The organism is Sphingomonas sp. AX6 (assembly GCF_902506605.1).
Taxonomy (GTDB): domain Bacteria; phylum Pseudomonadota; class Alphaproteobacteria; order Sphingomonadales; family Sphingomonadaceae; genus Sphingomonas.
The window spans coordinates 1,841,456-1,866,415 of sequence record NZ_LR733979.1 but is presented as its reverse complement, the minus strand read 5'-3'; the positions used below and the strand labels follow the sequence as shown (position 1 = coordinate 1,866,415).

Genomic DNA, 24,960 nt, shown 5'->3' with positions numbered 1-24,960 from the left:
TCCGCCGGCTCGTTTTGCGTTTGGGGTCTGGATACGGGATTGGAGTGACGATGTTCGAGAGTCTTAGCGATCGGTTGGGCGGCGTATTCGACCGTCTGCGCGGTCGCGGTGCGCTGACCGAAGCCGATGTGCGGACCGCGATGCGCGAAGTGCGGATCGCGCTGCTGGAGGCCGATGTCGCGCTGCCCGTCGCGCGCGAATTCGTCGAAAAGGTCACCGAGCGGGCGGTCGGGCATGAAGTGCTGCGGTCGATCACGCCGGGGCAGCAAGTCGTCAAGATCGTCCACGACGCGCTGGTCGATATGCTGGGGCCGGATACGGCCGAGCTTGAGATCGACACGACGCCGCCTGCGGTCATCATGCTGGTCGGCCTTCAGGGCTCGGGCAAGACGACGACCACCGCCAAGCTCGCCAAGCTCCTAAAGAAGCAGGGCAAGAAGGTGATGATGGCGTCGCTCGACGTCAATCGCCCGGCTGCGCAGGAACAGCTCGCGGTGCTGGGCACCCAGACCGAAGTCGCGACGCTGCCGATCGTCAAGGGTCAGGCGCCGGTCGATATTGCGCGGCGTGCGCTGCAATCGGCGAAGTTGCAGGGCCATGATGTCCTGATGCTCGACACCGCGGGTCGCCTCCACGTCGATCAGGCGTTGATGGACGAGATGAAGGCGGTCGCCGACATCGCCACTCCGCAGGAAATCCTGCTCGTGGTCGACTCGCTGACCGGTCAGGACGCGGTCAACGTCGCACAGAACTTCTCGGATCAGGTGCCGCTGACGGGTGTGATCCTGACCCGGATGGACGGCGATGCCCGCGGTGGTGCGGCGCTGTCGATGCGCGCGGTGACCGGCAAGCCGATCAAGTTCGCCGGCATGGGCGAGAAACTCGACGCGATCGAGCCGTTCCATCCCAAACGCGTCGCGGGGCGCATCCTGGGTATGGGCGACGTCGTCTCGCTGGTCGAAAAGGCCGCGCAGGCGATCGAGGCCGACGATGCCGAGCGCATGGCCGAGCGGCTGGCCAAGGGCAAGTTCGACATGAACGATCTGCGCGGGCAGTTGGCTCAGATGCGCCGCATGGGCGGCATCGGCGCGCTGGCCGGCATGATGCCGGGCATGAAGAAGGCGCAGGCCGCGATGGCATCGGGCAATGTCGATGAACGCATCCTGCTGCGCATGGACGCGATGATCACGTCGATGACCCCCAAGGAGCGCGCCAACCCCGCGCTGCTGAACGCCAAGCGCAAGATCCGGGTGGCCAAGGGCAGCGGAACGACCGTTCAGGACGTCAACAAGCTGATGAAGATGCATCAGGAAATGCAGAACGCCATGAAGAAGATCAAGAAGATGGGCGGCCTGAAAGGCATGCTCGGAATGCTTGGCAAGGGCGGCATGGGTGGCCTGGGCAATGCGTTGGGCGGCCCGCAAATGGGCGAGATGATGAAGCAGGCCGGGGGCGGGCTCCCCGGACTTGGCGGACCGGGTGGCAAGGGCGGGATGCCGCAACTGCCGCCGGGGTTCGAGAATATGTTGAAGAAGAAGTGAGACGCTTCCCCTCTTCGTCGCCGCTGCGAAAGCAGGGGCATCGGGGTGAGGGAGCGGAACGATAACCGAGATATCCCAGCTTTCGCTGGGATGACGATATTTGAGAAGAAGGACTAGATTAACATGGCAACCAGCATTCGCCTGTCGCGTGGCGGCTCGAAGAAGCGCCCTTATTACCGTATCGTCGTCGCTGACGCGCGCGCACCGCGTGACGGCAAGTTCATCGAGAAGATCGGCACGTACAACCCGCTACTCGGCAAGGACGACGAAAAGCGCGTCGTGCTGGATGGCGATCGCGCCAAGCATTGGCTGAGCGTCGGCGCGCAGCCGACCGACCGCGTTGCTCGCTTCCTGGACGCAGCAGGCGTGCGCGAGCGTGCGGCCCGCAGCAACCCGAACAAGGCGAAGCCCGGCGAAAAGGCTACCGAACGCGCAGAAGAGCGTGCCGAGAAGCTGAAGGCTGCGGAAGAAGCCGAAGCGGAAGCCAAGGCAGCAGCAGCAGCGCCGAAGGAAGAGCCCGTGGCTGAAGAAGCACCCGTTGAAGAAGCACCGGCAGCCGAAGAAGCCGCTGCCGAAGCACCGACGGAAGAAGCCAAGGCCGACGAAGCTTCGACCGAAGAAGCCAAGGCCGAGTAAGCCAAAACTCCCCTCCCGTTTGCGCGAGGGGCTAGGGGAGGGCCTGTGCGGCCAAGATGACCGAAGAAACAAGCCCTCCCCCGACCCCTCCCACAAGTGGGAGGGGAGACTCTGCCGTCACCCTTGCCGTCATCATCGGCGCGCATGGCGTGGCGGGCGAAGTGCGTCTGAAGAGCTTTGCCGACGGGCTGGCGAACTATCGGTCGTTCAACGGCGGCAAACTAACCCTCAAATCGCTACGCGCCGGGAATAACGGCGCGATTGCGCGCTTTGCCGAAATTGCGGATCGCAACGCGGCAGAGGCGATGCGGGGGACCGAATTGTCGGTGCCGCGTTCGGAATTGCCTGCGCTGGACGACGGCGAATATTATCATGCCGACCTGATCGGATTGCCGGTGGTCGACGACACAGGCGTGGCGATCGGCCAGGTCGTTGCCATCGAGAATTTCGGTGCGGGCGACGTGATCGAGATCGAACGCCCACCGTCCGAAAACGGAAAAGGCGGCAAGCGTTTCATGGTGCCGATGCGCGCTGAGGCGGTTCCGGAATGGAATGCCGAGCGACTGGTGGTCGCCGCGGGGTATGTCGAGGGCGCGTGATCGGATAGCATCGGCGGATGACGTTGGGCGGATTGATCATCGTGTCGCTAGCCACCGCAATTCTGGGGTGGCTGTTCGGCGCGTTTGTCGTACGGCGACAAGTGCCGGGACGCTTCGTAGCGACCATGTTGTTTCCGATTATTGCGATATTCGCAATCCAGACGTCGCCGTGGCTCGGCGAGCCACCTACTGAGGCCGGATGGCAGATCGTCCTGGTGGGCGCGGCGGCACTGTATTCGTTCTTCTCCCTGCCCATTTCGCTTCTGGTGGCTTTTGTCATGGAGCGCGGCTGGGGTTACCGCGCGCCATGATGCGCCGTCGGTCGGCCTAGCTTAGCGCTTCCCCCACAGCCATTCGCCTGCGAGCGCGGCGAGCATCGTCAAACCGGTTAGCGGTAGCGCCATTCCCACGATCAGCATCACCGCCGCCACGCGCCGCGACGTTGCAGGATCGGCGATCGGCGCAGGTGCGAAGCGGCGCCCACCGCGGCGTTTCCACCAGAGGATCGGTGCCGTGACGCATAACAGCAGCGTGCCCATCGCACCCGCCAGCATGAGCAGCCGGTTCGCCTCGCCATATTGTTGACCCATATGGGTATAGAGCCCCCATTCGAATGTCCGCGCACCGAGGCCGAAATCCTTCGATTTGGCGTCCAGCAGCACCGCGCCGTCCTGCGGATCGATATAGACGACATGGGCGTCACGCGAATTGGTAACGGCTGCCGAGGCGAGCCAGGGCTGGCCCGGCTCGCCCGGCGGGCGGAGCGTGAACGGCGCACCGATGCCGCGCGCATTGGCGATGGCGAGCGCGTCGTCCGCGTCGATGCGCTGATGGTGGGCGGCGTGCGGCACGGCGGCGCGCTGCATCGACCAGGGGAGAGCGGGGTCGTCCGTCCCTGCTGCGCGAGCGGGGGCGTGGTGGTCGGCTGGCGCTACGCCGCCTGGGCGCGGGCGGCCGCTTTCGGTCTTGGCGATGACGGTTTGCATGAGAGAGCCCCAGACGACCGACCAGGACATGCCGCTTGCCGCCTGGAACAGCAGGACCACGCCAACGGTCGCCCCGGTCCAGGCGTGGACACGCCGCCATTTGCCGCGCGCCCCGCCAGTCCGGAACGCAGCCGTTTCGCGGCGTGGCCACCACAGGACGAACCCGGTCAGCACCAGCGCGATTGCCCATCCCGCAACGATTTCGATCATCGCGTTGCCGATCGGACCGGTGATCGACAGGCTGTGAAGGGTCTTGATCGTCTCCATCACGCCGCCTTGCGCCGTGGTGCCGAGCACGCGGCCAGTGGCGGGATCGACGAACGCGGTACGGCGCTCACCCGACCGGTCGATGGTCATGCGCCAGCTATCGCCCCGCGGTGCGCTGGTCAGATCGACGACGCGACCGCCCGTCTGGCGTTGGGCCTCGGCAATAAGTCGAGTTGGCGCAAGCGTCTCGCCAGGCGAGGCCGCGATCCAGTCGGCATAGACCGCACGCTCGATCTCAGGCTTGTAGAGATAAAGCCCGCCGGTGATCGCCAGCCAGGCGAGAAAGGGCAGGATCACCAATCCGGCAAAGAAGTGCCAGCGCCACACGGCGCGATGCAGAAGCGAGGCGCGCTGAGTACCGCCTCCGGTCGAGGGTGCATGCATGTCGAACGGTTCATCCTGTGGGCGCGCGAGGCTGCACGCCGGGAAACGGGGACGCGCGTGGGCGCGTCCGTCGGATCAGGTCAGGATTGTAAGCGGTGGCGCACGACCGGGCGGGCGCGGCGGGACGGCACGTTGCCTTGTCGGCACGCTGGCTAGACGGATCCCGGTCGCCAGCATGAACAGGATGGCGACGACCAGCAGCGCGGGCGGCGTGGCCGACAGCAGCGGCGCGACGAGTCCGGCATAGGCGCAGGGCATCGCGGCCGAGGCCTGATGCGGTTGGCCATCCGGAATGCGCTGGCCGTCCCGATCGATCAGGACGGTGCGGACGTCTTCGCCGGTGCAGAGCTGGATCGCCAATTGGCCGGGCGCGGGCATGTATCCCGTGGGGATGAGCAGTTTGAGCGCGAGTACGCACGCCAATAGCAGCGCGATCGATGCGCTGTGACTGGTGATGAAGGTGCGGAGCGTCCCCATTTGCGCGCGGGATTAGCGGGGGTGGTCGGCGAAGGGAAGCGGCTGTTGCGGTTCCGCATCACCACCGTCCGTTTCGAGCGAAGTCGAGAAACCCCTCCAAGCGCCTAGCTAACGTTTCTCGACTTCGCTCGAAACGAACGGGAGGGGAAGCTCGATCAGGCCTGAACCGTTTCGCGCGGGGCCATGACCACCGTCGGCTCGTCATCATCGCCCAGGCGCATCCAGCCGTTGGGGCCGAGCGCTTCAATCGGGCGGTAGCGAATCTTGTATTCCATCCGCGCCGACCCCTTCACCCAATAGCCGAGATAGACATAGGGAAGCCCCGCGCAGTGGGCGCGCTGGATATGGTCGAGGATGATGAAATTCCCGAGGCCGGGGCGGGTTTCGTCGTCGGCTGCAAAGAAGCTGTAGATCATCGACAGGCCGTCGAGCTGTTGATCGGTGATGCACGCACCGATCAGCTTGCCGAGCTTGCCGTCGGCGTTACGGGGTTCGCGATATTCGATGACGTAAGAGGATACCGGCGACTGTTCGACCATGTCGGCATAATCGGCATCGTCCATGTTCGACATGCCGCCGGTGGGGTGCCGGGTCGAGAGATAGCGGCGCAGCAGGCGGTATTGCTCGTCGGTCGCCCAGGGGCGGCACGCGGTGACCTCGATATCGGCATAGCGTTTGAGCAATTTACGCTGGCTGGCATTGGGTTTGAATTCGTCGGTGACGACGCGCACCGACATGCACGCGTTGCAGCCCGCGCAGCTGGGGCGATAGGCGACCGACTGGCTGCGACGGAAACCGATGCGACCGAGTGCGTCATTCAGTTCGCCCGCGTGCGGGCCGTTCAGTTCGGTAAAGACCTTCCGCTCCTGCCGTCCCGGCAAATAGGGGCAGGGTGACGGCGAGGTCACGAAGAAGCGGGGAAAGCGGAACGGTGCGGTCACCTGGAGGTGGTCCTTTTCAGACGCGGCGTCAATTTCTTAACGCCGACTATGAATCACTGGGTCCGTCGTGAAAAGGGCGTTTACCAACAAAGAAAGTTAACGGGTAAGGATTTGTGATTGGGTGGGGTGGGGCCATCGAAATTCCTCCCCTCGGAGGGGAGGTGGCGGTCGCGTAGCGACTGATGGAGGGGTATTGCGCTATCGATGGTGTGGGTACCCCTCCACCATCCTTCGGATGGTCCCCCTCCCCCTCCGGGGGGAGGAATTTCTTACGCCAGTTCCACCAATCCGACTTCGTAATGCGCGTCCTTCAGAGCCGCGATCAGGCGGTCGAGGTGATTGCGGTCGCGGGTTTCGCATTCGATGTCGGTGATCAGGCCCTTGGCAGGCAGCGTGGTGAAGACGCGCTGGTGATAAACCTCGATGATGTTGACGCCCTGTTCGTGGAAGATTTTGGCGACGTTGAACAGCGCGCCGGGGCGGTCCTGAAGCCGGATGCGGAGGCGGGCGAGGCGGCCCGAACGCGCGAGGTCGCGCAGCAGCACGTTGGCGAGCAGGCGGGTGTCGATATTGCCGCCGCACAGCACGGTGCCGACGATCTTGCCCCTGAACTTCTCCGGATGGGCAAGCAGCGCGGCGAGCCCTGCCGATCCGGCGCCTTCGACTACGGTCTTTTCGATCTGGAGGAGCAGACTGACCGCTTCCTCTAGTCGGCGCTCGCTGACCAGCACGATGTCGTCAACCAGCGCGCGGACGATCTCTGCAGTGATGACGCCTGGTTCCTTGACCGCGATCCCCTCTGCCAGCGTATCGCCCTGACACGGCAGGTCGGTGCCGTTAATGCGGTTGTACATCGACGGATAAAGCTCGGCCTCGACCCCGATCACCTCGATTGGGCGGCCCTGCGCCTTGGCGACAGTGGCTATGCCCGAGATCAGCCCGCCGCCGCCCAGCGGTACGACCAAGGTGTCGATTTCGGGCACGTCTTCGAGCATTTCGAGCGCGACCGTACCCTGGCCTGCGACGACGCGGGGATCGTCGAAGGGATGAACGAACGTGTAACCGCACTCGCCCTCAAGCTTGCGGGCATGGGCATAGGCGTCGTCGAAGGTCTCGCCGAACAGCACGACGTTGGCACCATGGCCTTCGGTCTGGGTAACTTTGATCGTTGGTGTGTGGGTCGGCATCACGATTGTCGAAGGAATGCCGAGCCGGGTCGCGTGATAGGCCAGGCCCTGGGCATGATTGCCCGCCGAAGCCGCGATGACGCCCTTGCTGCGTGCGGCCTCGTCGAGCTGGAGCAGGGTGTTGAGCGCGCCGCGTTCCTTGTACGCCGCGGTGAACTGAAGGTTTTCGAACTTCAGATAAACGGTGGCGCCGGTCAGGTCGGACAGCGTCTTCGAGATCAGCGTCGGCGTGCGGACCACCGCGCCCTCAATCCGCATCGCCGCCGCATACACATCGTCGATGGAGACGGGGAGGGCGGGGCTGCTGTCGGTCGCCGGGGAGGCCATGGGGCACCCCGAACAGGTCATGCTCGTCGGCGTCCTCGATTTCGACGCGGACGATGTCGCCCTGTGCCAGATGCCCCGCGTCGCGCAGATGGACTTCGCCGTCGATCTCTGGCGCGTCGGCTTTCGATCGACCGGTCGCGCCGCCGCTCTCCGCGTCCACCGCGTCGATGATGACGTCGAGCGTGCGACCCACCTTGGCGCCGAGCTTTTCAGCGGAGATGCGCGCGGTCAGTTCCATCAGGCGGGCGTAGCGTTCTTCCTTGACCGCCTCCGGCACCGGATTGGGAAGATCGTTCGCCGCTGCGCCCTCGACGGGCTCGAACCGGAATGCGCCGACGCGGTCAAGCTGCGCTTCCTGGAGCCAATCCATCAGATATTCGAAATCATCCTCGGTTTCGCCGGGGAAGCCGACGACGAAGGTCGATCGGATGGCGATGTCGGGTGCGATCTCGCGCCAGCCCTTGATGCGCTCGAGCACCTTGGCCTCGTTCGCAGGGCGCCGCATCGCGCGCAGCACACTGCGGCTGGCATGCTGGAACGGGATGTCGAGATAGGGGAGGATCAACCCCTCTGCCATCAGCGGAATGACCTGATCGACATGCGGATAGGGGTACACATAATGCAGCCGCACCCACCCGCCTAACTGGCCCAGTTCGCGCGCCAGATCGGTCATGTGCGGTACGACCTCACGCCCTTTCCAGGCACGCGGTTCCTTGCGGATATCGACGCCATAGGCCGAGGTGTCCTGGCTGATGACCAGCAATTCCTTCGTGCCCGCCGCGATCAGCTTTTCCGCCTCGCGCAGAATCGCGTCGGGACGGCGGCTGACCAGATCGCCGCGCAGCGAAGGAATGATGCAGAAGGCGCAGCGATGGTTGCAGCCTTCTGAAATCTTCAGATAGCTGTAATGCCGCGGCGTCAGTTTCAGCCCGCTTTCGGGGACAAGGTTGAGGAACGCGCTGGGCGGCATCGGAGCGGCGTCATGCACGGCGCCGACGACTTCTTCGTACTGATGCGCGCCGGTGACGGCCAAGACGTTGGGGAAGCGCGCGCGGATGACATCGGCTTCCTTGCCCATGCAGCCGGTCACGATCACGCGGCCATTCTCGCTGATCGCCTCACCGATCGCCTCCAGCGATTCTTCCTTCGCCGAATCGAGAAAGCCGCAGGTGTTGACCAGCACGACGTCCGCGCCCGCATAATCGGGGGACATTTCGTAACCGTCGGAGCGCAGTTTCGTCAGGATGCGTTCGCTGTCGACCAGATTCTTGGGACAGCCGAGCGACACCATGCCGATGCGCGGTGGTTCGGGGAGTTTGGTTGCCATGATTGATGCGCGCACATAGCGATTTTCGCGGGAAAAGCTAGCGGTGCGCATCCTTGCCGTTGCCGGGTACGATCTCGACGATCACGTCGCCTTCGTGGAGCGACAGCGCTTCGGGCTCGAAAAAGCCGTAGGGTTTGCCATCGCGGTAAAGGCGGACGCCCAGTCCCGTTGTCACTTCGGACAGTGGCTGGTTCACCTCTGCGATCGTGATTTTTCGTTCGGCGAGATGGACGCGGCCATCGACCGAGGCCAGATCGAGCATGTAATCGGCGACATGCGCGCCCTCTACCGATCCGGCGAGCAACAGGCCGGCGAAACTGACCGGATTGATGACGGTATTGGCCCCTGCCGCGCGCGCCGGAAATTCGTTGTCGTCGGCCTTGATGATGATCGAAATCGGCACGTCGGCGGCCAGGTGGCGGGCGGTCAGCGTCACCAGGATTGACGTGTCGTCGCGCCCGGTCGCGACGATGATCGTCCGCGCACGTTCGACGCGCACATCCTTCAACGTCTGGTCGCGGGTGGCATCGCCGACCAGGATATTGCAGCCCAAATCCTCGGCACGTTTCAATGCCTCTGCACCACCATCAACGACGACGATACAGGCCGGATCGGTGCCGCGTGCGATCAGTTCGTTGACCGCATCCGACCCTGTTTTACCGAATCCCGCCACGACGATGTGATCGGTCAGCGTTTTCTGGATCTGCGCCATGCGCCACTTGTCCCAACTGCGTTTGAGGATGAATTGATAGGTGGTACCGATGAACAGCAGGATCACGAAGATACGGATCGGGGTTACCACCAGCGCGTCGAACATACGCGCGCCCGTCGATACCGGCACGATGTCGCCATAACCCGTCGTCGTGATCGAAATCATCGTGAAATAGATGACGTCGAGAAAGCTGATCTGATCGTCGAGATTGTCACGCAGCCCTTCGCGATCGAACCAGTGAAAGGCGACGGCAAAGGCATAGAGGCCCAGCACCGCACCCACGCGCCAACTGATCGAAACCCAGGGCGGGATTCCGGATTTGCGGCTGATCGTCGCATGGGTGAGAACGGGTCGGCGGGCCATCAGATCTGGGGTAAACGCGTGAGCGGGTCGATCGGGTCACGGCCCTGGCGCATTTCGAAATGAAGCTGGGGACGCGGGGCGAAACCGCTATCGCCCGAAAAGGCCACCGCCTGACCGCGCTTCACCGTTTGGCCGCGCTGGACCAGCAATTCGCTGGCATGGCCATACACGGTGATGAGGCCGTTCGAGTGGCGCAACATGACGAGCCCGCCAAGCGCAGGAACTTCGCTGCCCGCATAGATGACGACGCCGTCATTTGCGGCGAGGACCGGGGTGCCCATGGGCAGCGCGATCTTGATCCCGTCATTGCGCTCGCCGCTTTGCCCCTTGCCGAAGCGCGCGAGCAGATTGCCGGTCGCGGGCCACTGGAACCCACCGCGAACCGGGGGCGGGGCGGCAACCGCAGCGGTCGACGCGAGCGGACGGGTCGGCGTCGGCTGCGTGCGGGCGGGCTGCGCGTTCGCGGCGACGGCGGGTTCGCCGCCAGTGACGATATCTTCGATATTCAAGCTGAAACGCGCGGCGCGGGTCGCAGCGTTGCTGGGGCCGCCCGATGCGTAGGTCACCGGCGCGGGGTCGCCGGGGATCAGGATGCGCTGGCCGGTGCGAAGAATATAGGGATCGGTGAGCGCATTGGCGGCCAACACCTGTTGCCACGGCACGCCGTAGGCGCGGGCGATGGCGATGCCGGTCTCTCCACCACGCACCAGATGATAGCGTCCGCCGGGAATGGTCAATTGCTGACCGGGATGCACCATGAAGGGCGATACCATGGCATTGGCCCGCGCAATCGCCCGAGCGCTGGCACCATTGCGCTCGGCGATGCGCGCGAGCGTATCACCCGGCTGGACGGTGTAACGGGTGCTTGCGATCGTGCGCGCCGCTGCGCTGACGCGGCGCGCTTCCCAGGCGGGGGGCGGGGCGGCGACTTCGCGAACCTGATCCGGTCCGCCCGGCTGCGCAGCTGGCGCGGCGTAACGCGGCTCGACCGCGCGTGGCCCGGCACCTTGCGGAATACAGGCGGCAAGGCTTGCGCCCCCCAATCCCACGAGTCCGATCCTCGCTGCGTAGCGCGCCCGTGCCCCCATCCGCTCGTCCCCCTTAACGATAAGCTGCACTCAGCATATCGAGGGATTCGCGGTGCGTCAGGTCCAGATGCAGCGGGGTGACCGAAATATAGCCGTCCCGGATCGCTTCCAAGTCGGTCGAATGCGCCGGTGTCTCTACCGTGGGGCCAAGGCCGAACCAGAAATACTCGTAACCGCGCGGATCGCGATTGGCGACGATCTGAAGCCGGCCATAATCGCGCAGCCCCTGCGTCACGACGCGCACACCCTTTACCTCGTCGGCTGGCAGCGCTGGAAAGTTGATGTTGATGAGGGTGCGTGGCGTCCATTCGAGGTCGATCAACGGACGCAGCACGCGTTCTCCCCAGGCGCTCGCCGCCTCGAACGGGACGGCGTCGCCCATGCCCTGCCGGGCATAGACCTGACTGAACGCAATCGAACGGACGCTGGCCAGCGCGCCTTCCATCGCCGCGGATACGGTGCCCGAATAGGTCACGTCCTCGGCCAGATTGGCCCCGCGATTGACGCCCGACAGGATCAGGTCGGGCGGGCAAACCTTCATGATCTTGGCCAACGCCATCATCACGGCGTCGGTCGGCGTGCCGGAAACGGCGAACCGTTTTTCGCCGTGGCGGCGGATTCGCAAGGGGCGCGTCAGGGTCAGCGAATGGCCCGCGCCCGATTGCTCTTCAGTCGGCGCGACCACCCAGACGTCGTCGGAGAATCGCGCGGCGATCGCCTCCAGGATTTTGAGCCCCGGCGCGTGATAGCCATCGTCGTTGGTGACGAGGATGCGCATTTCTCAAATCCTCCCCGGCACGGGGAGGGGGACCGCGAAGCGGTGGAGGGGGGGTGCCTCGCAATGCTGCGCTTCGTGGCCTGCCCCCTCCGTCAGTGCTTGGCACTGCCACCTCCCCGTGCCGGGGAGGATCACGACACCACCTCCAGCCGTTTGATCCCAGCCATATACGGCTTCAGCACCTCAGGCACGGTGACCGAACCGTCGGCCTGCTGGTAATTCTCCAGCACGGCCACCAACGTCCGCCCGACCGCGAGGCCCGATCCGTTCAGCGTATGCACGAACCGCGTGCCCTTCTCCCCCTCGGGCCGATAGCGCGCGTTCATGCGGCGCGCCTGGAAGTCGCCGGTGTTCGAAATGCTGGAGATTTCACGATAGGCGTTCTGGCCGGGCAGCCAGACTTCCAGATCCCAGGTCTTGCGCGCGCCAAAGCCCATGTCGCCCGTGCAGAGCAACATCCGGCGATAGGGAATCTCTAGCGCTTCCAAAATCGCCTCGGCATCCTCGAGCATCTTGATATGCTCGGCTTCGGAGTCCTCGGGCGCGACGATCGCGACCAGCTCGACCTTTTCGAACTGGTGCTGGCGGATGAAGCCGCGCGTGTCGCGGCCCGCCGATCCGGCTTCGGAGCGGAAGCACGGGGTCAGCGCGGTGAAGCGAATAGGGAGGTCGCTCGGGTCGAGGATTTGATCGCGCACCAGATTGGTGAGGCTGACCTCGGCGGTCGGGATGAGCCAGCGCCCATCGGTGGTCTGAAACAGGTCTTCCGCGAATTTGGGCAATTGTCCGGTGCCGAATATCGCCTCGTCGCGGACCAGCAGCGGCGGCATAACTTCGGTATAGCCGCCGATGCTGGTTTGCCGGTCGATCATATATTGGCCGAGCGCGCGGTGGAGGCGCGCCATCGAGCCTTTAAGCGCGGTAAAGCGCGCGCCGGAAATCGCGGCGGCGGCGGCGAAATCCATGCCGATCGCGGGGCCGAAATCGGCATGCTCCCTCGCCTCGAAATCGAAGGCGCGCGGTGTGCCCCACCGCTTCTCCTCGACATTGCCGCTTTCGTCGGTGCCTTCGGGCACGTCGTCGGCGGGCAGGTTGGGGATGCCCGCGAGAAGCGTGTCGAGCTGCTCGGTCAGGCTGCGTTCCTCCGCCTCCAGCGCGGGCAGCCTTTCCTTGAGCGCCCCGACTTCGGCCATCAGCGCGGTCGCGGTCGCCTCGTCCTTCGACGCCTTGGCCGCGCCGATCGCTTTCGACGCCTCGTTTCGGCGTGCCTGTGCGGTCTGTGCCTCGGTCGCGACCGCGCGGCGACGTTCGTCGAGCGCGACCAGTTCCGATGCGCAAGCCGGGCTTCCACGGCGGGCAAGGGCGGCGTCGAAGGCGGTCGGGTTTTCCCGGATCAGGCGGATGTCGTGCATGTCGTCAGGCTATGCCCAGCGCGGTTTCGCGGCGCAAGGCGCAACCTTGGCGATGCCCCCCGCGTTCAGCCCGCAACCCCAACCAAAGAGAGGAACCAATCCCCATGCTGATCCCCAACGATGCCTTCGTCGTCGTCGCCGATGGCCGCAAGATGCTGTTTTTCCGCAACGACGGCGACGCGCAGAACCCCAATCTGGTGGTCGAGCGCAAGCGGGTGCAGGACAATCCCGACAATATCGATCAGCGGACCGACGCGCCGGGACGCAGCTTTTCCAGCGTCGGCGCAGGGCGGAGCGCGTACGAGGAAACCGATTTCCACCAGTTGGAAGAGGATCGCTTCGCGGCGGAGACTGCGGATTTGCTCAAGAAACGCGCGCTGAACAACGATTTCGAAAAGCTGATCATCGTCGCCCCGCCCAAGACGCTGGGCGAGCTGCGCAAACATTATCACAAGGAAGTCGAAAGCCGCCTGATCGGTGAGATCGACAAGACGCTGACCGGTCATTCGGTCGAGGATATCGAAAGCGCGCTTCAGGCGGCCTGACAAGAAACGGCCCGCCGGAAGGGAATAACCGGCGGGCCGCTAGACGATTTCGAAACCGAAGGAGACGGGCTGGGTTCAGTCCGTCTTTTTCTTCATGAACCGCTTGCGCACCACCAGCGCGCCCGCGGCCGCGCCGAACAGCAGCAGCATCGGCGGGGCGGGGACCGGCGTCGGCGGCGTGCCGCTCGATCCCGAGCTGCCCGAGCTCGAAGGTGGCTTCCAGCCCGACGAGGTGGACCAGCCGCTCGACGTCGAGGAAGACGTGCTGGTCGAACTGGATGTCGAGGTTGACGAAGACACGTCCCCCGACGAGCTGGTCGAGGTCGAAGAGGATACGTCGCCCGAGGACGAGGTCGACGTGGACGAAGACACATCGCCCGACGAGGACGACGACACGTCCCCCGACGAACTGGTCGACGACCCCCCGGTGGAGGTCGAGGTCGAACTACCGCCGGTCGAAGTCGAGCTGCCGCCGGTCGAGGTCGAGGACGACACGTCACCCGAGCTGCCGCCCGACGAGGTCGATGTCGACGACCCGCCCGAGCCCCCGCTCGACGTCGAAGTCGATCCGCCCGATGAGGTGGACGAGATCACGATCCCGCTCGACCCGCCGCCCGATCCGCCGAAGAAGCCGCCGGCGAAGAATCCGCCGCCGCCGAAGCCGCCCGACCCGCCGACCAATATACCGCCCGAGCCCCCGCTGGACGAGATGATCGGCATTTCGCCACCGCCATAGGCCGGGGGAAGCGGGATGGGTGCGCCCTGCGTGGTGACGGTCACCACCTTGGGTTCGCACACCATGCCCTTTTCGGTCACGGTTCGGCGCACGATCTGCTTCGTCGCCAGTTTGTCCTTGCCGCCTGCGGTGCGTTTCACCGCGCGCTGCTTCTGCACCAGCTTGCGCTCAATCCCGGGGCGCTGGTTGTTCTGCTCGACGGCATATACCGCGCCGCCACCCATCACCGCGCCACCGGCGGTGCAGGCTGCGAGTTTTGCTAGGGCCATTCGAACCGACATAGGCTCACACTTTCGAGTTTGCGGGACCGAAACCTCGACTGCCCCCGTGGCAGCGTCGGCTTCTTCCTGTCATCTAAAGTGCGAAACAAAGGATTAAGTGCAATCGGCTTAACCACATATCTGCCGTCCCGATTTGGAATTTCGGGATTCCGATGCGCGGGTTCATGGTTAACGTCCGATCGTGGGACGGTTTGCGTTAACGATTCTCCACCGTCCGCCGATTTCGACCTCACTTCGGTTCGTCGTTGCCGCGAATCGGTTCACCGCACGTAAATTCCCCACATGTCACTTGGGCTTAGGCGTGCATCTGTGCGCTTGTTTGATGCGTAAAGCGGCCCTATAGGCGCCCTTGTGGGGCGACCACCGACCGGCATCAGACCGGCGGAAGGGTCGAGTGGAGAGTAGGATGGCGACGGTCTTGAACCATCTGGACGAACCGGAAAATCTGCGGCCCGGCGCCGCGAACGACGCGTTAGGCGACTATCGTCCCAGCGCGGACGAACCCTTTATGAACGACAGGCAGCAGGCCTATTTCGGTGCCAAGCTGCACGCGTGGAAGGAAGCGATCCACCGCGAGGCGAAGGGGACGTTGTCCCAGCTGCAAAGCGATTCGCTGCGCGAGGCGGACTTGACCGATCGGGCATCGAGCGAAACCGACTGGTCGATCGAACTGCGCACCCGCGATCGTCAGCGCAAGCTGATCGCCAAGATCGACGCGGCGCTGCGCCGAATCGACGAGGGCGAATATGGCTATTGCGAAGTGACCGGCGAGCCGATCAGCTTGGCCCGGCTGGAAGCGCGCCCGATTGCGACGATGACCGTCGAGGCGCAGGAAAAGCACGAGCGTAACGAGAAAGTTTCTCGCGAGGACTGATCGCTTTCGATCGCCAAGCCGCTGATGTTTTACGGTTACCGCGCCGCGTGCCTTGCGATGGCGGCGCCGACATCAAAGGCCGCTTAACGCTTTCGTCAGGCTATGCTGCTTTTATTCGACTTGGATCGCAATTCGGGTAATATCGTCACATGGAGCAATTTCCAAACAGCGCGGTGTCCGAAGAGGACGAAGCCGCGGCCGCAGGGCGTCACGGGTCGCGCGACAGTTTGTTGCTGGCAGCGCAGTTGCGCTTCGACGGTGATCCAGAAATCCATCAGGTCCGCGTGCGCAACTTGTCGTCGGGCGGCTTGATGGCGGAATTCGCCGAGGACGTCGAAATCGGTGCCCGCATTCAAGTCGATGTGCGCAATATCGGTTGGGTGAAGGGGCGGATCGCCTGGGCGACCGATGGGCGGCTGGGCGTTGCGTTCGACCGCGAAGTCGATCCGATGGCTGCGCGTAAACCGGTGGGTGGGGGCGCAAAAACCCCGTCGTTTGTCAAACCCATCCAGACCCGGCGCTAAGCGACACCGGGTCGGACGGGCACGGCATCAGGCCGTGGTCAGCTCCTCTTTCACACGAAGCTTTTGTTTCTTCAGTTCGGCCAGAACCGTCTGGTTCGGGAGCGGGCGATGCAGCTCGTCCGAAATCCGTTGATCGAGATTGGCGTGCTTTGTCTCCAGAGCGGTCTGATGCGCGCTGTACATGGAAGCATTCCTCCTGACTGAAGTTTGGGGGAAAATGAATAGATCACACATCAACGCGCTTGTCGCCATTTGGATTCGGTGCAATCGATCATCGGGCAGATTGCGGCGACGAGCGGTGCGGACGCGAAGGTGACGATCGACATGGGCGATGACGGCGAATTGCGTGCGCGGCTGGAAATCCTCCGCCTCGAACATCGCGACCTTGACGATGCGATTCAGGCACTTGGCCAGGGTATCCAGGCCGACCAGTTGCAGCTTGCCCGCCTTAAGCGCCGGAAGCTGAAACTGCGCGACGAAATCGCCCTCGTCGAAGATGAGTTGGTGCCCGATATCATCGCTTGAGCGAATTTACGGCAGACTGCCCCGAAACAATGCGACGAATCGCGCAATTGCCGATTCACATCGCGATTCGCTTCTGGCATCGTAACGACCGATGGATCGCACCGCGCCCGAACTACATCGTCGTCTGATCGACCAGCTCTATGTCGAAGCAATGCTGCTTGCCGACGATGCGCGCGGTTATTTCGACCTCGAATGCAGCGACGAGCGCGCCTCGCTTGATCCGCTCCAACGCGTGCTGTTCGCCTGCGAGTCGCTAAAGGTCACGACACGGCTGATGCATGTCGTCGCCTGGCTGCTGACCCAGCGTGCGGTGGATGCCGGCGAGTTGCGCCCGCGCGATGCGCTCGATCCGTCGCGGCGGTTGGGGGATCAGCCGGTCAGCGATGGCGATGGAGTCGCGAAACTTCCCAAACCGGCACGTGCGCTGGTGGACGCGAGCATCGATTTGCATCGGCGGGTGGCATTGATCGACAATGCCAATGCGGAAGCGCGACCCCGCGCCAACCCGGTGGCGGGTTTACAGGCCCGGCTCGCCTACGCTTTTTGATTTAAGCGAGTTCTCCTTAGCCCGCTTGCTTCGAGCGAAGTCGAGAAACGTGCTACGCGGCGTTTTCCGAAGCGTTTCTCGACTTCGCTCGAAACGAACGGGGAGGGGCGCTTACCCCAGCAACCTCGCCTTTGCCGCCGCATATTCCGCGTCCAATCGCGCGATCAGGTCGGCGGCGGGCTCCACCTTGGACACCGCGCCGATGCCCTGGCCCGATCCCCAGATGTCCTTCCACGCCTTTGCCTTGGAATTGCCGCCCGACCCGAAGTTCATTTTGGACGGGTCGCTTTCGGGGAGCGCATCGGCATCCAGCCCGGCCGCCTCGATCGAGGCGCGCAGATAGTTGCCGTGAACCCCGGTGAACAAATTGGTGTAGATGATGTCCGACGCGCGACCCTCGACGATCCCCGCCTTGTAGGCGTCATCCGCCTTGCCCTCGACGGTGGCGATGAAGGGTGATCCGATATAGGCGAGGTCAGCACCCGCCGCTTGTGCTGCCAGCACCGCGCCACCATTGGCGATCGCTCCCGACAGCGCGACGGGACCGTCGAACCACTGGCGCACTTCCTGGGTGAAGGCGAAGGGGTTGAGTTTCCCTGCATGGCCGCCCGCGCCCGCGCACACCAGGATCAGGCCGTCCGCGCCCTTTTCGATCGCCTTGTGTGCATAGCGGTCGTCGATCACGTCGTGCAGCGTGATCCCGCCCCATGAATGGACCGCGGTGTTCAGTTCCTCTCGCGCGCCCAGCGACGTGATGGTGATCGGCACCTGCCATTTGGCGCAGGTGTGAAGGTCCGCCTCCAGCCGCTCGTTCGATTTGTGGACGATCTGATTGACCGCATAGGGCGCGGCGGGTGCGTCCGGATTGTCGCGATTCCAGGCCGACAATTCCTCGGTGATCTGATGCAGCCATTCGTCGAGCTGGCTCTGCGGACGCGCGTTCAGCGCCGGGAACGACCCCACAATCCCTGCCTTGCACTGGGCGATGACCAGCTCGGGGCACGAGATGATGAACAGCGGCGAGCCGATGACCGGAAGCCGCAAACGATCGAAAAGAGGGGGAAGCGCCATGTTAGTTTCATAGCGCAACCGAAATGGAGGGCAAGTGCCTCCGCATTGCGGCTTGACCAAGGCCGCGCTGTTGGCCGACTTTGAAAATCCGTCGATGTGCGGGGGCGCGTCATCGGTGCTGACAAGGGGGAAGCGCAATGAGCCCGTTCGAGCTGGTGTTCGCGGTCTATGGCCTGTTGCTGGGGCTGGCGATTTCGGAAGTGTTGGGCGGATTCTCGCGCGCCCTCAAGCTGAAGCGCGGCACGCGCGCGGTGCGGATCGGCTGGCTGACACCCTTGCTCGGCCTTTTGGTGACGCTCGATCTGTCCAATTTCTGGCTGGTTGCTTGGGATGCGCGAGAACAGATCGGCGCCAATTACGCGACGCTGGTTGGCGTGCTTGTGATGGTCGGTATCTATTACCTCGCGGCCACCCTCATCTTTCCCGACACGCCAGAGGAATGGCCCGATTTCGACGATTGGTACGACCGGCAGCACCGGCTGGTGATCGGCGGGCTGCTGACGGCCAACGTCACAAGCTGGATCGGACTGGGTATATTGGAAGCGATGCACCCTTCGCCGGAGGCGGCAGCAGGCGCGGTCAATCCAACGATCGATGCACTTTACCTGATCAGCGGATTTTCGATCCTTGGCCTGTTCATTGCCTTGATGGCCGTCAAGTCACGACGTTGGAACGTGGCGATGCTGGTAGCGATCTGTGGTTTTCTGATCGTCTCAGGCGTGGTCGAACCCTATGTCTGACCGCTAATCGCCCACCCGTTTCAGCCCGCTGGCGAACTGCTTGGCGCGCTCGACATAGTGCGTGGCCGACCATTTTAGCCCCGCCTTTGCCGCGTCGTCGAGTTGCCGGATAGCGCGCGCAGGGGAACCGACGATCAACGATCCGGCGGGAAATTCCTTACCCTCTGTCACCAGCGCGCCTGCGCCGACCACGCAATCATCGCCGATCACCGCGCGGTTGAGGATGATCGCGCCCATGCCGATCAGCACGCGGTCGCCCAATGTGCAGCCGTGCAGGACCGCGTGGTGGCCGATCGTGCAGTCCGCGCCGATGGTCAGCGGTGCGCCGGGATCGCTGTGGAGCATCGACCCCTCCTGCACATTGCTGCGCGCACCCACCAGGATCGGGGTGTTGTCTCCACGCGCGACCGCACCGAACCAGAAACTCGCCTGATCCCCCAGCCGCACGTCGCCGATCAGCGACGCATCGGGCGCGACCCAGGCGTCGGTGCCAATCATTGGCTGGTTTCCGTCGATTTCGTACAGCGGCATGGCAAACTTCTCCCGGTCGCGTGCGATCATAGGGACGCCCGCCGCCGCGTCCAGCCGATCGCCCTCGACACGCATCGGGAAGATTGGCGACGAGCGGGCGATGGGCTAGCATCGCTGGCGTGACCGCGCCGCCGCTTCCCCTGCTCTACGCCCAGCATCTGACCCGCGACCGGCGGCGGTCGGTGCACACGGTACGCGCCTATCAGGCGACGGCGGAACGGTTGATCGCGTTTCTTCAGGATCATTGGGGCGGTGCGGTCGATCGGCCCGCGCTGTCGGGGGTATCGGCGACCGATCTGCGCGCCTTTCTGGCTGATCGGCGCTCGCATGGATTGACCAATGCGTCGGCCGCACGCGAATTGTCCGCGGTGCGTTCGTTCCTGATCTGGTCGGGCGGCGAGGGGGCTCGGGTGCCACGCCTGAAAGGGCCGCGCGTCAAAAAGGGTGTGCCGCGCCCGATCGCGCCGGATGAAGTCATCGCACTGGCCGAAACGGTGGCGGAGGACGCGTGCGAGCCGTGGATCGGCGCGCGCGACTGGGCGGTGCTGCTGCTGCTGTATGGCGCGGGGCTGCGCATTGGCGAAGCGGCGGGCCTGACGGGCGCGATCCTGCCGCTGGGTGAAACGCTGGTCGTTACCGGCAAGCGCGACAAGACCCGGATCGTCCCGCTGTTGCCGCAGGTGCGCGACGCGATAGAGGCCTATGTCGCCCAGAATCCCTGGGGGATATCGCGCTCCGAACCGTTGTTTCGCGGTGCGAAGGGCGGGCCGGTCGCAGCGTCGGTGATCCGTGCCAACGTCCGCAAGGCGCGTGCGCAACTGGGGTTGGGCGACCGCACCACACCACATGCGTTGCGCCATAGTTTCGCGACACATTTGTTGGGACGTGGTGCGGACCTGCGCTCGCTTCAGGAATTGCTTGGCCATGCCAGCCTTTCATCGACCCAAGTCTATACCGCGGTCGATGCGGCGCATCTTATGGACGTGTACCGCAACGCCCATCCGCGGGCCTAAACATCCTCGGTCGCTTTCGGCTTCCACGTAAAGACGCGGTACAAATAAAGCAGCACGATCGATCCGATCGCGACCAGCGCGAGCGGCCCGACGAACCGGTCGAGATTTTCGAACTGCTTGCCGAACCAGCTACCTGCCCCCGCCAGTGCCGTGATCCAGATCGTCGAGCCTGCGGCAGTCCAAATCAGGAATTTGATCTGCGACATCTGAACCATGCCCGCAGGCAGCGAGACCATCGTGCGCGCGATCGGCATGAAGCGCATGAAGAACACGATGCCAGAGCCATATTTGACGAACCAGCGGTGGAGTTTTTCGACCTCGTCCCAGTCGAGCGTCAGCCAGCGGCCATGGCGGTCGATCAACGGTTTCAGGCGCTGGTATCCGAACCAGCGCCCGATGCCGTACCAGACCCAGTTGCCTAGCGTGGTGCCCGCGACCGCGACCGCAACCAGCGGCCAAAATTCGAAGCGCCCCTGCGCGACCATGATGCCGCCCAGCCCCATGATCACCTCAGACGGGATTGGCGGGAACACGTTTTCGAGAAGCATGAGAATGGCGATGCCCAGGTAACCCCAGGCTTCGATGAGATCGAGGATGAATTCGGTCATGTCGCGCGCCGGTTACGCGCGTGGCGCACGGGCGGCAAGGCGCACGTCGATCGCGTCCCAGATTTTCGCCGCGGTATCGGTGCCGTTGAGCGTGTCGATCGCGACTATGCCGGTGGGGGAGGTGACGTTGATTTCGGTCAGCCACTGGCCGCCGATCACGTCGATACCGACAAAGATCAGCCCGCGGCGTTTGAGTTCGGGGGCAAGCGCTGCGCAGATTTCGAGTTCGCGCGGCGTCAGTTCGGTCTTTTCCGCGCGGCCGCCGACGGCCAGGTTTGACCGGATTTCGCCTTCACCCGGCAACCGGTTGATCGCGCCCGCGACTTCGCCATCGACCAGCACGATGCGCTTGTCGCCTTGCGCGATTTCGGGAAGGAACGCCTGGACCATGTGGGGTTCGCGATAAGCGGTGTTGAACACCTCGATCAGCGAGGACAGATTTTGCCCGCCCGTATCGACCTTGAAGATCGCCTTGCCGCCATTGCCGTGCAGCGGTTTGACCACGATCGATCCGTGTTCGGCCAGGAATGCGCGCGCCTCGTCGATCGAACGGGTGATTAGCGTTGGGGGCATGTAGCGGGCATAGTCGAGCACCCAGACTTTCTCGGGCGCGTTGCGGACTTCGCGGGGGTCGTTCACGACCAACGTGCGGTCTGCGATCCGCTCCAGCAGATGCGTCGCGGTGATATAGCCCAGATCGAACGGCGGATCCTGGCGCATCAGCACGACATCGGCCTCATTCCCAAGGTCGAGCGGGATGGGCGGGCCGAAGCTGAAATGATCGCCCTCGACGCGCTGGACCGTCACCGGATGCGCCTTCGCCCAGACGCGGCCGTTCGCATAGTTCAGGTCTTCGGGGGCGTAATGGAACAGCCGGTGGCCGCGATCCTGGGCGGTCAGCATCAGCGCGAAGCTCGAATCGCCAGCGATGTTGATGGTGGCGAGCGGGTCCATCTGGACGGCGACGGTCAGGATCATTTAGTTTCGCGGCTCCCTTTGCCCCAATTGCGTCACCCCTGCGAAAGCAAGGGTCTCATGCCGCATCGGACGCGCGCCTGCCGCCTGAGATGCCAGCCTGTGCTGGCATGACGGTGGAGGTGAGGTGGATTTAGGGACGCGCGTGTTGAAAGTCACCCGATCCACGCATTCTCGATATGGCGCGGTCTCATGCCGGGTGAGATCAGGATCACGTCGATCCGAATATCCTCGCCAGCGGTCGCATAGCGCGTACCGAGGATTTCGGCCGCAGCCGCGACTCGCGCCAACCGTCGCTCGTCGATCGCGAAGTCGAGTTCTCCTGCGGTCGCGCGCGATTTGACCTCGACGAACGCGATCAGCTTTCCGCGTTTGGCGACCAGATCGACTTCGCCCGCCGACGTTCGGACGCGCGTTGCGAGTATCCGCCAGCCTTTGATGCGCAGATACCAGGCGGCAATCGTCTCGCCTGTGCGGCCGGACGCCTCGGCGACCCGGCGCCTATTGGGCGAAGTCATGGGCGCGACAACGCAGCATTTGCATTCGCGCTCCGGCATCATCCACCAGAACGCCCTCGTCGGGGCCCATTCGGACCAACTGTTGCGTAATTTGTTTGCCGACCATCGGCAGTCGATCAGGATCGCCTGTATCGGGCAACACTTCGATCAAGGTTTCGGTGGGCGCATCATCGACCAGCGACCACCGTCCCGACTCCCCCCATGCGCTGGTGGTGCCATCGGCAAGATAGGTAAGGGGCGTCCCGCTGTTGCAGGCGGATCTGTCCAGATCGGTGCGATCAGCAGAGAGCAGCCAGACGCCAGCGAGCCAATCGGCAGTGGGGGCGGTGGCAACGGGATCGGGCTTTTCGAGACTGACGGTTTGCATCAGCAGGCCAAGGATCAGGCCGATCATCGCTTCATCTCCATCGCGCGCGCATAAAGCAGCTTTCGGTCGAGACCGAATCGCTTGGCCACTTCGCCTGCGGCTTTCGACACGGGGAGGCGGGTCAGGGCTTCGGTCAGCGCCGCGTCGGCGTCCTCCTCGCTGGGGAGCGGGGCGTCGCCGGGCGGCGCGACGACGATGACGATTTCGCCCTTGGGGGGCGCATCGGCATAGCGGGTGGAGAGGGCGGTCAGCGTTCCCGTCACGCATTCCTCGAATTTCTTGGTCAGCTCGCGTGCCACCGCCGCCTCGCGGTCGCCCAGTCCTTCGGCTAGCGCGGCGAGTGCTGCCGACAGCCGAGGGCCGGATTCGTAGAACACCAGGGTCGCGCGGATGCCCGCGACCTCCGCAATTGTCGTGGCGCGCGCCTGAGCCTTGGACGGCAGGAATCCCATGAACAGGAAGCGGTCGGTCGGCAGCCCTGCCAAAGTCAGTGCGGAGATCGCAGCGCTGGGACCGGGGATGGTGACCACCACATGACCCGCCGCCCGCGCATCGCGCACCAGCTTGTACCCTGGGTCCGAAATCAGCGGCGTGCCCGCATCAGATACCAAAGCCACCGCCTCGGTCGCCATCCGTGCAATCAACCCCGCGCGCACCGATTCGGTCGAATGGTCGTGATAAGGGACCATCGGCCGCTTAACGCCGATATGGTGCAGCAGCTTGGCGGTCACCCGGCTGTCCTCCACCGCGATGACGTCCGCGTGGGAGAGAATATGGGCGGCGCGCGCGGACAAATCACCGAGATTGCCGATCGGCGTCGCGACGATGTAGAGACCGGGTTGTAGTTGGGCGTTATTCACGGGAGCAGTCATGGCAGAAGTTCGAGCGGAACCGCAAACGAAGCGTGGCTGGATGCGGATCGGCACGGCCGCGACGCTCGCGCTGCTGATGAGCGGGTGCGCCACGCTGGTTCCGCGCGGGCCTGCGCCCTCGGAGCGTCCGCCCGAACGCCCCGTCGATCGTCCCGGCCCGATCGGCCCCGGCATCCCGCAGGACAGCGAACGCCACCGCGTCGCGCTGCTGGTGCCGATGTCGGGCCAGAATGCAGGCGTGGGCCAGTCGATCGCCAATGCGACGATGCTGGCGCTGCTCGACACCAAGTCGGAACGCATCCGCATCACCAATTACGATACCGCGCAAGGGGCCGCTGCCGCCGCCAACCGCGCTATCGCCGATGGCAATCAGCTCATCCTGGGGCCGCTGCTCGCGGAGGATGCCCGCGCCGTCGGGCCGATCGCGCGCCGTGCCGATGTGCCGGTCATCAGCTTTTCGAACGATTCGTCGGTTGCTGGCAATGGTATCTATCTGCTGGGTTACCAGCCCGACCAGTCGATCGAGCGCGTCGTCGCGCACGCTGCGCGGGCCGGAATGCGCAGCTTTGCCGGCCTCGTCCCGCGCGGCGTGTATGGCGACCGCGCATCGGCGGCGTTTCTGGGTGCGGTCAAACAGGCGGGGGGGCAAGTCACCGGCATCCAGACCTTCGACCGCAGCAACGCGTCGATCACTAGCGCGGTCGCGCGGTTGAAGTCCTCAAGTTCCTATCAAGCGCTGCTGATCGCCGACAGCGCCGGAACCGCGACGATCGCGGTGCCTGCCGTTCGGCGCGCGGGCGGTGCCAACGCCAAGATTCTGGGGACCGAATTGTGGAACACCGATTCGTCGGTGGGCGGCAATGCGGCGCTGAACGGCGCGTGGTTCGCCAGCGTGCCCAATGGTTTTTACCGCCAGTACGCGACCAAATATCGCGCGCGGTTCGGACGCGCGCCGTTCCGCCTGTCGAGCATGGGATATGATTCGGTGCTGCTGACGGTGCGCATCGCGCAGGACTGGCGCGTGGGAACGACCTTCCCCCAAAGCCGCCTGCGCGCGAGCGACGGGTTCGTGGGACTGGACGGCGCATTCCGGTTCGGACGCAACGGTATCGCCGAACGCGCGCTGGAGGTGCATGAGATTCGCGGCGGCAGCACGGTTACGGTGTCGCCAGCGCCGCGGGGGTTTGAGTAACCCAACTCGTCACCCC

30 protein-coding genes are annotated in these 24,960 nt (G+C 64.3%); 13 read left to right on the top strand and 17 right to left on the bottom strand.

Annotation, left to right across the window (positions count from 1 at the left end):
* The first annotated feature begins 50 nt into the window (after positions 1 to 50).
* From ffh to ENHY17A_RS08975, 4 genes are all read left to right on the top strand, one after another.
* On the top strand, positions 51 to 1,541 hold the full coding sequence (gene ffh, locus ENHY17A_RS08990) for a signal recognition particle protein (protein WP_159712021.1): 1,491 nt from the start codon (positions 51 to 53) through the stop codon (positions 1,539 to 1,541).
* A gap of 123 nt (positions 1,542 to 1,664) precedes the next feature.
* Entirely contained in the window at positions 1,665 to 2,177 is a 513-nt protein-coding gene (gene rpsP / locus ENHY17A_RS08985; RefSeq protein ID WP_159712019.1) for a 30S ribosomal protein S16, read from the top strand.
* Positions 2,178 to 2,233: 56 nt separating this feature from the next.
* A complete protein-coding gene (gene rimM / locus ENHY17A_RS08980) occupies positions 2,234 to 2,776 on the top strand; it encodes a ribosome maturation factor RimM (RefSeq protein ID WP_159712017.1) in 543 nt (180 codons plus the stop codon).
* 23 nt (positions 2,777 to 2,799) lie between these two features.
* Positions 2,800 to 3,087, top strand: coding sequence for a hypothetical protein (locus ENHY17A_RS08975; protein WP_159712015.1), 288 nt, complete (start codon positions 2,800 to 2,802; stop codon positions 3,085 to 3,087).
* Between the two features lie 21 nt (positions 3,088 to 3,108).
* On the opposite strand, the gene ENHY17A_RS08970 is transcribed toward ENHY17A_RS08975, so the two are convergent.
* The 9 genes from ENHY17A_RS08970 to serS form a co-directional block, all read right to left on the bottom strand.
* The gene (locus tag ENHY17A_RS08970) at positions 3,109 to 4,413 is read right to left on the bottom strand and encodes a PepSY-associated TM helix domain-containing protein (RefSeq protein ID WP_236547834.1); all 1,305 of its coding nucleotides are present in this window, start codon (positions 4,411 to 4,413) and stop codon (positions 3,109 to 3,111) included.
* A 75-nt stretch (positions 4,414 to 4,488) separates the two neighbouring features.
* Positions 4,489 to 4,890 carry a hypothetical protein gene (locus ENHY17A_RS08965; RefSeq protein WP_159712013.1) on the bottom strand — a complete coding sequence of 134 codons (402 nt, stop codon included), beginning with the start codon at positions 4,888 to 4,890 and terminating at the stop codon, positions 4,489 to 4,491.
* Between the two features lie 155 nt (positions 4,891 to 5,045).
* Positions 5,046 to 5,831 carry an arginyltransferase gene (locus ENHY17A_RS08960; protein WP_159712011.1) on the bottom strand — a complete coding sequence of 262 codons (786 nt, stop codon included), beginning with the start codon at positions 5,829 to 5,831 and terminating at the stop codon, positions 5,046 to 5,048.
* A gap of 269 nt (positions 5,832 to 6,100) precedes the next feature.
* Entirely contained in the window at positions 6,101 to 7,345 is a 1,245-nt protein-coding gene (locus ENHY17A_RS08955; protein ID WP_159712009.1) for a threonine ammonia-lyase, read from the bottom strand.
* Positions 7,266 to 8,672 (bottom strand): 30S ribosomal protein S12 methylthiotransferase RimO, encoded by a 1,407-nt coding sequence (gene rimO / locus ENHY17A_RS08950; protein ID WP_236547833.1) that lies wholly within the window; start codon positions 8,670 to 8,672, stop codon positions 7,266 to 7,268. Before rimO ends, ENHY17A_RS08955 begins: the two co-directional genes overlap by 80 nt.
* 37 nt (positions 8,673 to 8,709) lie before the next feature.
* A complete protein-coding gene (locus ENHY17A_RS08945; protein ID WP_159712007.1) occupies positions 8,710 to 9,747 on the bottom strand; it encodes a potassium channel family protein in 1,038 nt (345 codons plus the stop codon).
* Positions 9,747 to 10,865, bottom strand: a complete 1,119-nt coding sequence (locus tag ENHY17A_RS08940; RefSeq protein WP_236547832.1) for a peptidoglycan DD-metalloendopeptidase family protein — start codon at positions 10,863 to 10,865, stop codon at positions 9,747 to 9,749. Before ENHY17A_RS08940 ends, ENHY17A_RS08945 begins: the two co-directional genes overlap by 1 nt.
* Entirely contained in the window at positions 10,849 to 11,613 is a 765-nt protein-coding gene (surE, locus tag ENHY17A_RS08935) for a 5'/3'-nucleotidase SurE (protein WP_159712003.1), read from the bottom strand. The genes ENHY17A_RS08940 and surE overlap by 17 nt, the downstream gene beginning before the upstream one ends.
* A 131-nt stretch (positions 11,614 to 11,744) precedes the next feature.
* Complete coding sequence (serS, locus tag ENHY17A_RS08930; protein WP_159712001.1) at positions 11,745 to 13,025, bottom strand: serine--tRNA ligase; 1,281 nt, start codon at positions 13,023 to 13,025, stop codon at positions 11,745 to 11,747.
* A gap of 104 nt (positions 13,026 to 13,129) precedes the next feature.
* On the opposite strand from serS, the gene ENHY17A_RS08925 reads away from it, so the two are divergent.
* The 4 genes from ENHY17A_RS08925 to ENHY17A_RS08910 all read left to right on the top strand — a co-directional run bounded on the left by ENHY17A_RS08925 (position 13,130) and on the right by ENHY17A_RS08910 (position 15,985).
* On the top strand, positions 13,130 to 13,570 hold the full coding sequence (locus ENHY17A_RS08925) for a host attachment family protein (protein ID WP_159711999.1): 441 nt from the start codon (positions 13,130 to 13,132) through the stop codon (positions 13,568 to 13,570).
* A 94-nt stretch (positions 13,571 to 13,664) separates the two neighbouring features.
* Positions 13,665 to 14,306: a hypothetical protein gene (locus ENHY17A_RS08920; RefSeq protein WP_159711997.1), complete on the top strand. Its 642-nt coding sequence runs from the start codon at positions 13,665 to 13,667 to the stop codon at positions 14,304 to 14,306.
* Positions 14,307 to 14,993: 687 nt separating this feature from the next.
* Positions 14,994 to 15,461, top strand: coding sequence for an RNA polymerase-binding protein DksA (gene dksA / locus ENHY17A_RS08915; protein WP_159711995.1), 468 nt, complete (start codon positions 14,994 to 14,996; stop codon positions 15,459 to 15,461).
* A 149-nt stretch (positions 15,462 to 15,610) separates the two neighbouring features.
* Positions 15,611 to 15,985: a PilZ domain-containing protein gene (locus ENHY17A_RS08910; RefSeq protein WP_159711993.1), complete on the top strand. Its 375-nt coding sequence runs from the start codon at positions 15,611 to 15,613 to the stop codon at positions 15,983 to 15,985.
* A 27-nt stretch (positions 15,986 to 16,012) separates the two neighbouring features.
* Here the strand turns inward: ENHY17A_RS08910 and ENHY17A_RS08905 are convergent, their stop codons facing one another.
* A complete protein-coding gene (locus ENHY17A_RS08905; protein WP_159711991.1) occupies positions 16,013 to 16,168 on the bottom strand; it encodes a YdcH family protein in 156 nt (51 codons plus the stop codon).
* Positions 16,169 to 16,309: 141 nt separating this feature from the next.
* Here ENHY17A_RS08905 and ENHY17A_RS08900 point away from each other — a divergent pair, with 141 nt between their 5' ends.
* A complete protein-coding gene (locus ENHY17A_RS08900) occupies positions 16,310 to 16,510 on the top strand; it encodes a YdcH family protein (RefSeq protein WP_159714398.1) in 201 nt (66 codons plus the stop codon).
* Between the two features lie 91 nt (positions 16,511 to 16,601).
* On the top strand, positions 16,602 to 17,057 hold the full coding sequence (locus ENHY17A_RS08895; RefSeq protein ID WP_159711989.1) for a DUF1465 family protein: 456 nt from the start codon (positions 16,602 to 16,604) through the stop codon (positions 17,055 to 17,057).
* Positions 17,058 to 17,168: 111 nt separating this feature from the next.
* Here the strand turns inward: ENHY17A_RS08895 and ENHY17A_RS08890 are convergent, their stop codons facing one another.
* The gene (locus ENHY17A_RS08890) at positions 17,169 to 18,128 is read right to left on the bottom strand and encodes an NAD(P)H-dependent flavin oxidoreductase (RefSeq protein ID WP_159711987.1); all 960 of its coding nucleotides are present in this window, start codon (positions 18,126 to 18,128) and stop codon (positions 17,169 to 17,171) included.
* Between the two features lie 137 nt (positions 18,129 to 18,265).
* Between ENHY17A_RS08890 and ENHY17A_RS08885 the strand changes: the two genes are divergently transcribed.
* The gene (locus ENHY17A_RS08885) at positions 18,266 to 18,868 is read left to right on the top strand and encodes a hypothetical protein (protein WP_159711985.1); all 603 of its coding nucleotides are present in this window, start codon (positions 18,266 to 18,268) and stop codon (positions 18,866 to 18,868) included.
* 3 nt (positions 18,869 to 18,871) lie between these two features.
* Here ENHY17A_RS08885 and ENHY17A_RS08880 read toward each other — a convergent pair whose 3' ends face one another.
* The gene (locus tag ENHY17A_RS08880; RefSeq protein WP_159714395.1) at positions 18,872 to 19,399 is read right to left on the bottom strand and encodes a gamma carbonic anhydrase family protein; all 528 of its coding nucleotides are present in this window, start codon (positions 19,397 to 19,399) and stop codon (positions 18,872 to 18,874) included.
* Between the two features lie 119 nt (positions 19,400 to 19,518).
* Here ENHY17A_RS08880 and ENHY17A_RS08875 point away from each other — a divergent pair, with 119 nt between their 5' ends.
* Positions 19,519 to 20,412: a tyrosine recombinase XerC gene (locus ENHY17A_RS08875; protein WP_236547831.1), complete on the top strand. Its 894-nt coding sequence runs from the start codon at positions 19,519 to 19,521 to the stop codon at positions 20,410 to 20,412.
* On the opposite strand, the gene ENHY17A_RS08870 is transcribed toward ENHY17A_RS08875, so the two are convergent.
* From ENHY17A_RS08870 to rsmI, 5 genes are all read right to left on the bottom strand, one after another.
* Entirely contained in the window at positions 20,409 to 21,020 is a 612-nt protein-coding gene (locus ENHY17A_RS08870; RefSeq protein ID WP_159711983.1) for a DedA family protein, read from the bottom strand. The two genes, ENHY17A_RS08875 and ENHY17A_RS08870, sit on opposite strands and share 4 nt — an antisense overlap.
* 12 nt (positions 21,021 to 21,032) lie before the next feature.
* Complete coding sequence (gene gshB / locus ENHY17A_RS08865; RefSeq protein ID WP_159711981.1) at positions 21,033 to 21,998, bottom strand: glutathione synthase; 966 nt, start codon at positions 21,996 to 21,998, stop codon at positions 21,033 to 21,035.
* 152 nt (positions 21,999 to 22,150) lie between these two features.
* Positions 22,151 to 22,513, bottom strand: coding sequence for a YraN family protein (locus ENHY17A_RS08860; protein WP_159711979.1), 363 nt, complete (start codon positions 22,511 to 22,513; stop codon positions 22,151 to 22,153).
* A complete protein-coding gene (locus tag ENHY17A_RS08855) occupies positions 22,497 to 22,907 on the bottom strand; it encodes a hypothetical protein (RefSeq protein ID WP_159711977.1) in 411 nt (136 codons plus the stop codon). The genes ENHY17A_RS08860 and ENHY17A_RS08855 overlap by 17 nt, the downstream gene beginning before the upstream one ends.
* Complete coding sequence (gene rsmI, locus ENHY17A_RS08850; protein WP_159711975.1) at positions 22,904 to 23,752, bottom strand: 16S rRNA (cytidine(1402)-2'-O)-methyltransferase; 849 nt, start codon at positions 23,750 to 23,752, stop codon at positions 22,904 to 22,906. Before rsmI ends, ENHY17A_RS08855 begins: the two co-directional genes overlap by 4 nt.
* Here rsmI and ENHY17A_RS08845 point away from each other — a divergent pair.
* Entirely contained in the window at positions 23,751 to 24,944 is a 1,194-nt protein-coding gene (locus ENHY17A_RS08845) for a penicillin-binding protein activator (RefSeq protein ID WP_159711973.1), read from the top strand. The two genes, rsmI and ENHY17A_RS08845, sit on opposite strands and share 2 nt — an antisense overlap.
* Positions 24,945 to 24,960 lie beyond the last annotated feature (16 nt).

Excerpts from the sequence above, each read along its gene's own strand:
- ffh (WP_159712021.1), top strand. The coding sequence starts at position 51 with ATGTTCGAGAGTCTTAGCGATCGGTTGGGCGGCGTATTCGACCGTCTG.
- rpsP (WP_159712019.1), top strand. The coding sequence starts at position 1,665 with ATGGCAACCAGCATTCGCCTGTCGCGTGGCGGCTCGAAGAAGCGCCCT.
- rimM (WP_159712017.1), top strand. The coding sequence starts at position 2,234 with ATGACCGAAGAAACAAGCCCTCCCCCGACCCCTCCCACAAGTGGGAGG.
- ENHY17A_RS08970 (WP_236547834.1), bottom strand. The coding sequence starts at position 4,413 with ATGCATGCACCCTCGACCGGAGGCGGTACTCAGCGCGCCTCGCTTCTG.
- ENHY17A_RS08965 (WP_159712013.1), bottom strand. The coding sequence starts at position 4,890 with ATGGGGACGCTCCGCACCTTCATCACCAGTCACAGCGCATCGATCGCG.
- ENHY17A_RS08955 (WP_159712009.1), bottom strand. The coding sequence starts at position 7,345 with ATGGCCTCCCCGGCGACCGACAGCAGCCCCGCCCTCCCCGTCTCCATC.
- rimO (WP_236547833.1), bottom strand. The coding sequence starts at position 8,672 with ATGGCAACCAAACTCCCCGAACCACCGCGCATCGGCATGGTGTCGCTC.
- ENHY17A_RS08945 (WP_159712007.1), bottom strand. The coding sequence starts at position 9,747 with ATGGCCCGCCGACCCGTTCTCACCCATGCGACGATCAGCCGCAAATCC.
- surE (WP_159712003.1), bottom strand. The coding sequence starts at position 11,613 with ATGCGCATCCTCGTCACCAACGACGATGGCTATCACGCGCCGGGGCTC.
- serS (WP_159712001.1), bottom strand. The coding sequence starts at position 13,025 with ATGCACGACATCCGCCTGATCCGGGAAAACCCGACCGCCTTCGACGCC.
- ENHY17A_RS08925 (WP_159711999.1), top strand. The coding sequence starts at position 13,130 with ATGCTGATCCCCAACGATGCCTTCGTCGTCGTCGCCGATGGCCGCAAG.
- ENHY17A_RS08920 (WP_159711997.1), top strand. The coding sequence starts at position 13,665 with ATGAACCGCTTGCGCACCACCAGCGCGCCCGCGGCCGCGCCGAACAGC.
- dksA (WP_159711995.1), top strand. The coding sequence starts at position 14,994 with ATGGCGACGGTCTTGAACCATCTGGACGAACCGGAAAATCTGCGGCCC.
- ENHY17A_RS08910 (WP_159711993.1), top strand. The coding sequence starts at position 15,611 with ATGGAGCAATTTCCAAACAGCGCGGTGTCCGAAGAGGACGAAGCCGCG.
- ENHY17A_RS08905 (WP_159711991.1), bottom strand. The coding sequence starts at position 16,168 with ATGTACAGCGCGCATCAGACCGCTCTGGAGACAAAGCACGCCAATCTC.
- ENHY17A_RS08900 (WP_159714398.1), top strand. The coding sequence starts at position 16,310 with ATGGGCGATGACGGCGAATTGCGTGCGCGGCTGGAAATCCTCCGCCTC.
- ENHY17A_RS08895 (WP_159711989.1), top strand. The coding sequence starts at position 16,602 with ATGGATCGCACCGCGCCCGAACTACATCGTCGTCTGATCGACCAGCTC.
- ENHY17A_RS08890 (WP_159711987.1), bottom strand. The coding sequence starts at position 18,128 with ATGGCGCTTCCCCCTCTTTTCGATCGTTTGCGGCTTCCGGTCATCGGC.
- ENHY17A_RS08885 (WP_159711985.1), top strand. The coding sequence starts at position 18,266 with ATGAGCCCGTTCGAGCTGGTGTTCGCGGTCTATGGCCTGTTGCTGGGG.
- ENHY17A_RS08880 (WP_159714395.1), bottom strand. The coding sequence starts at position 19,399 with ATGCCGCTGTACGAAATCGACGGAAACCAGCCAATGATTGGCACCGAC.
- ENHY17A_RS08870 (WP_159711983.1), bottom strand. The coding sequence starts at position 21,020 with ATGACCGAATTCATCCTCGATCTCATCGAAGCCTGGGGTTACCTGGGC.
- gshB (WP_159711981.1), bottom strand. The coding sequence starts at position 21,998 with ATGATCCTGACCGTCGCCGTCCAGATGGACCCGCTCGCCACCATCAAC.
- ENHY17A_RS08860 (WP_159711979.1), bottom strand. The coding sequence starts at position 22,513 with ATGACTTCGCCCAATAGGCGCCGGGTCGCCGAGGCGTCCGGCCGCACA.
- ENHY17A_RS08855 (WP_159711977.1), bottom strand. The coding sequence starts at position 22,907 with ATGATCGGCCTGATCCTTGGCCTGCTGATGCAAACCGTCAGTCTCGAA.
- ENHY17A_RS08845 (WP_159711973.1), top strand. The coding sequence starts at position 23,751 with ATGGCAGAAGTTCGAGCGGAACCGCAAACGAAGCGTGGCTGGATGCGG.
- rsmI (WP_159711975.1), bottom strand. The coding sequence starts at position 23,752 with ATGACTGCTCCCGTGAATAACGCCCAACTACAACCCGGTCTCTACATC.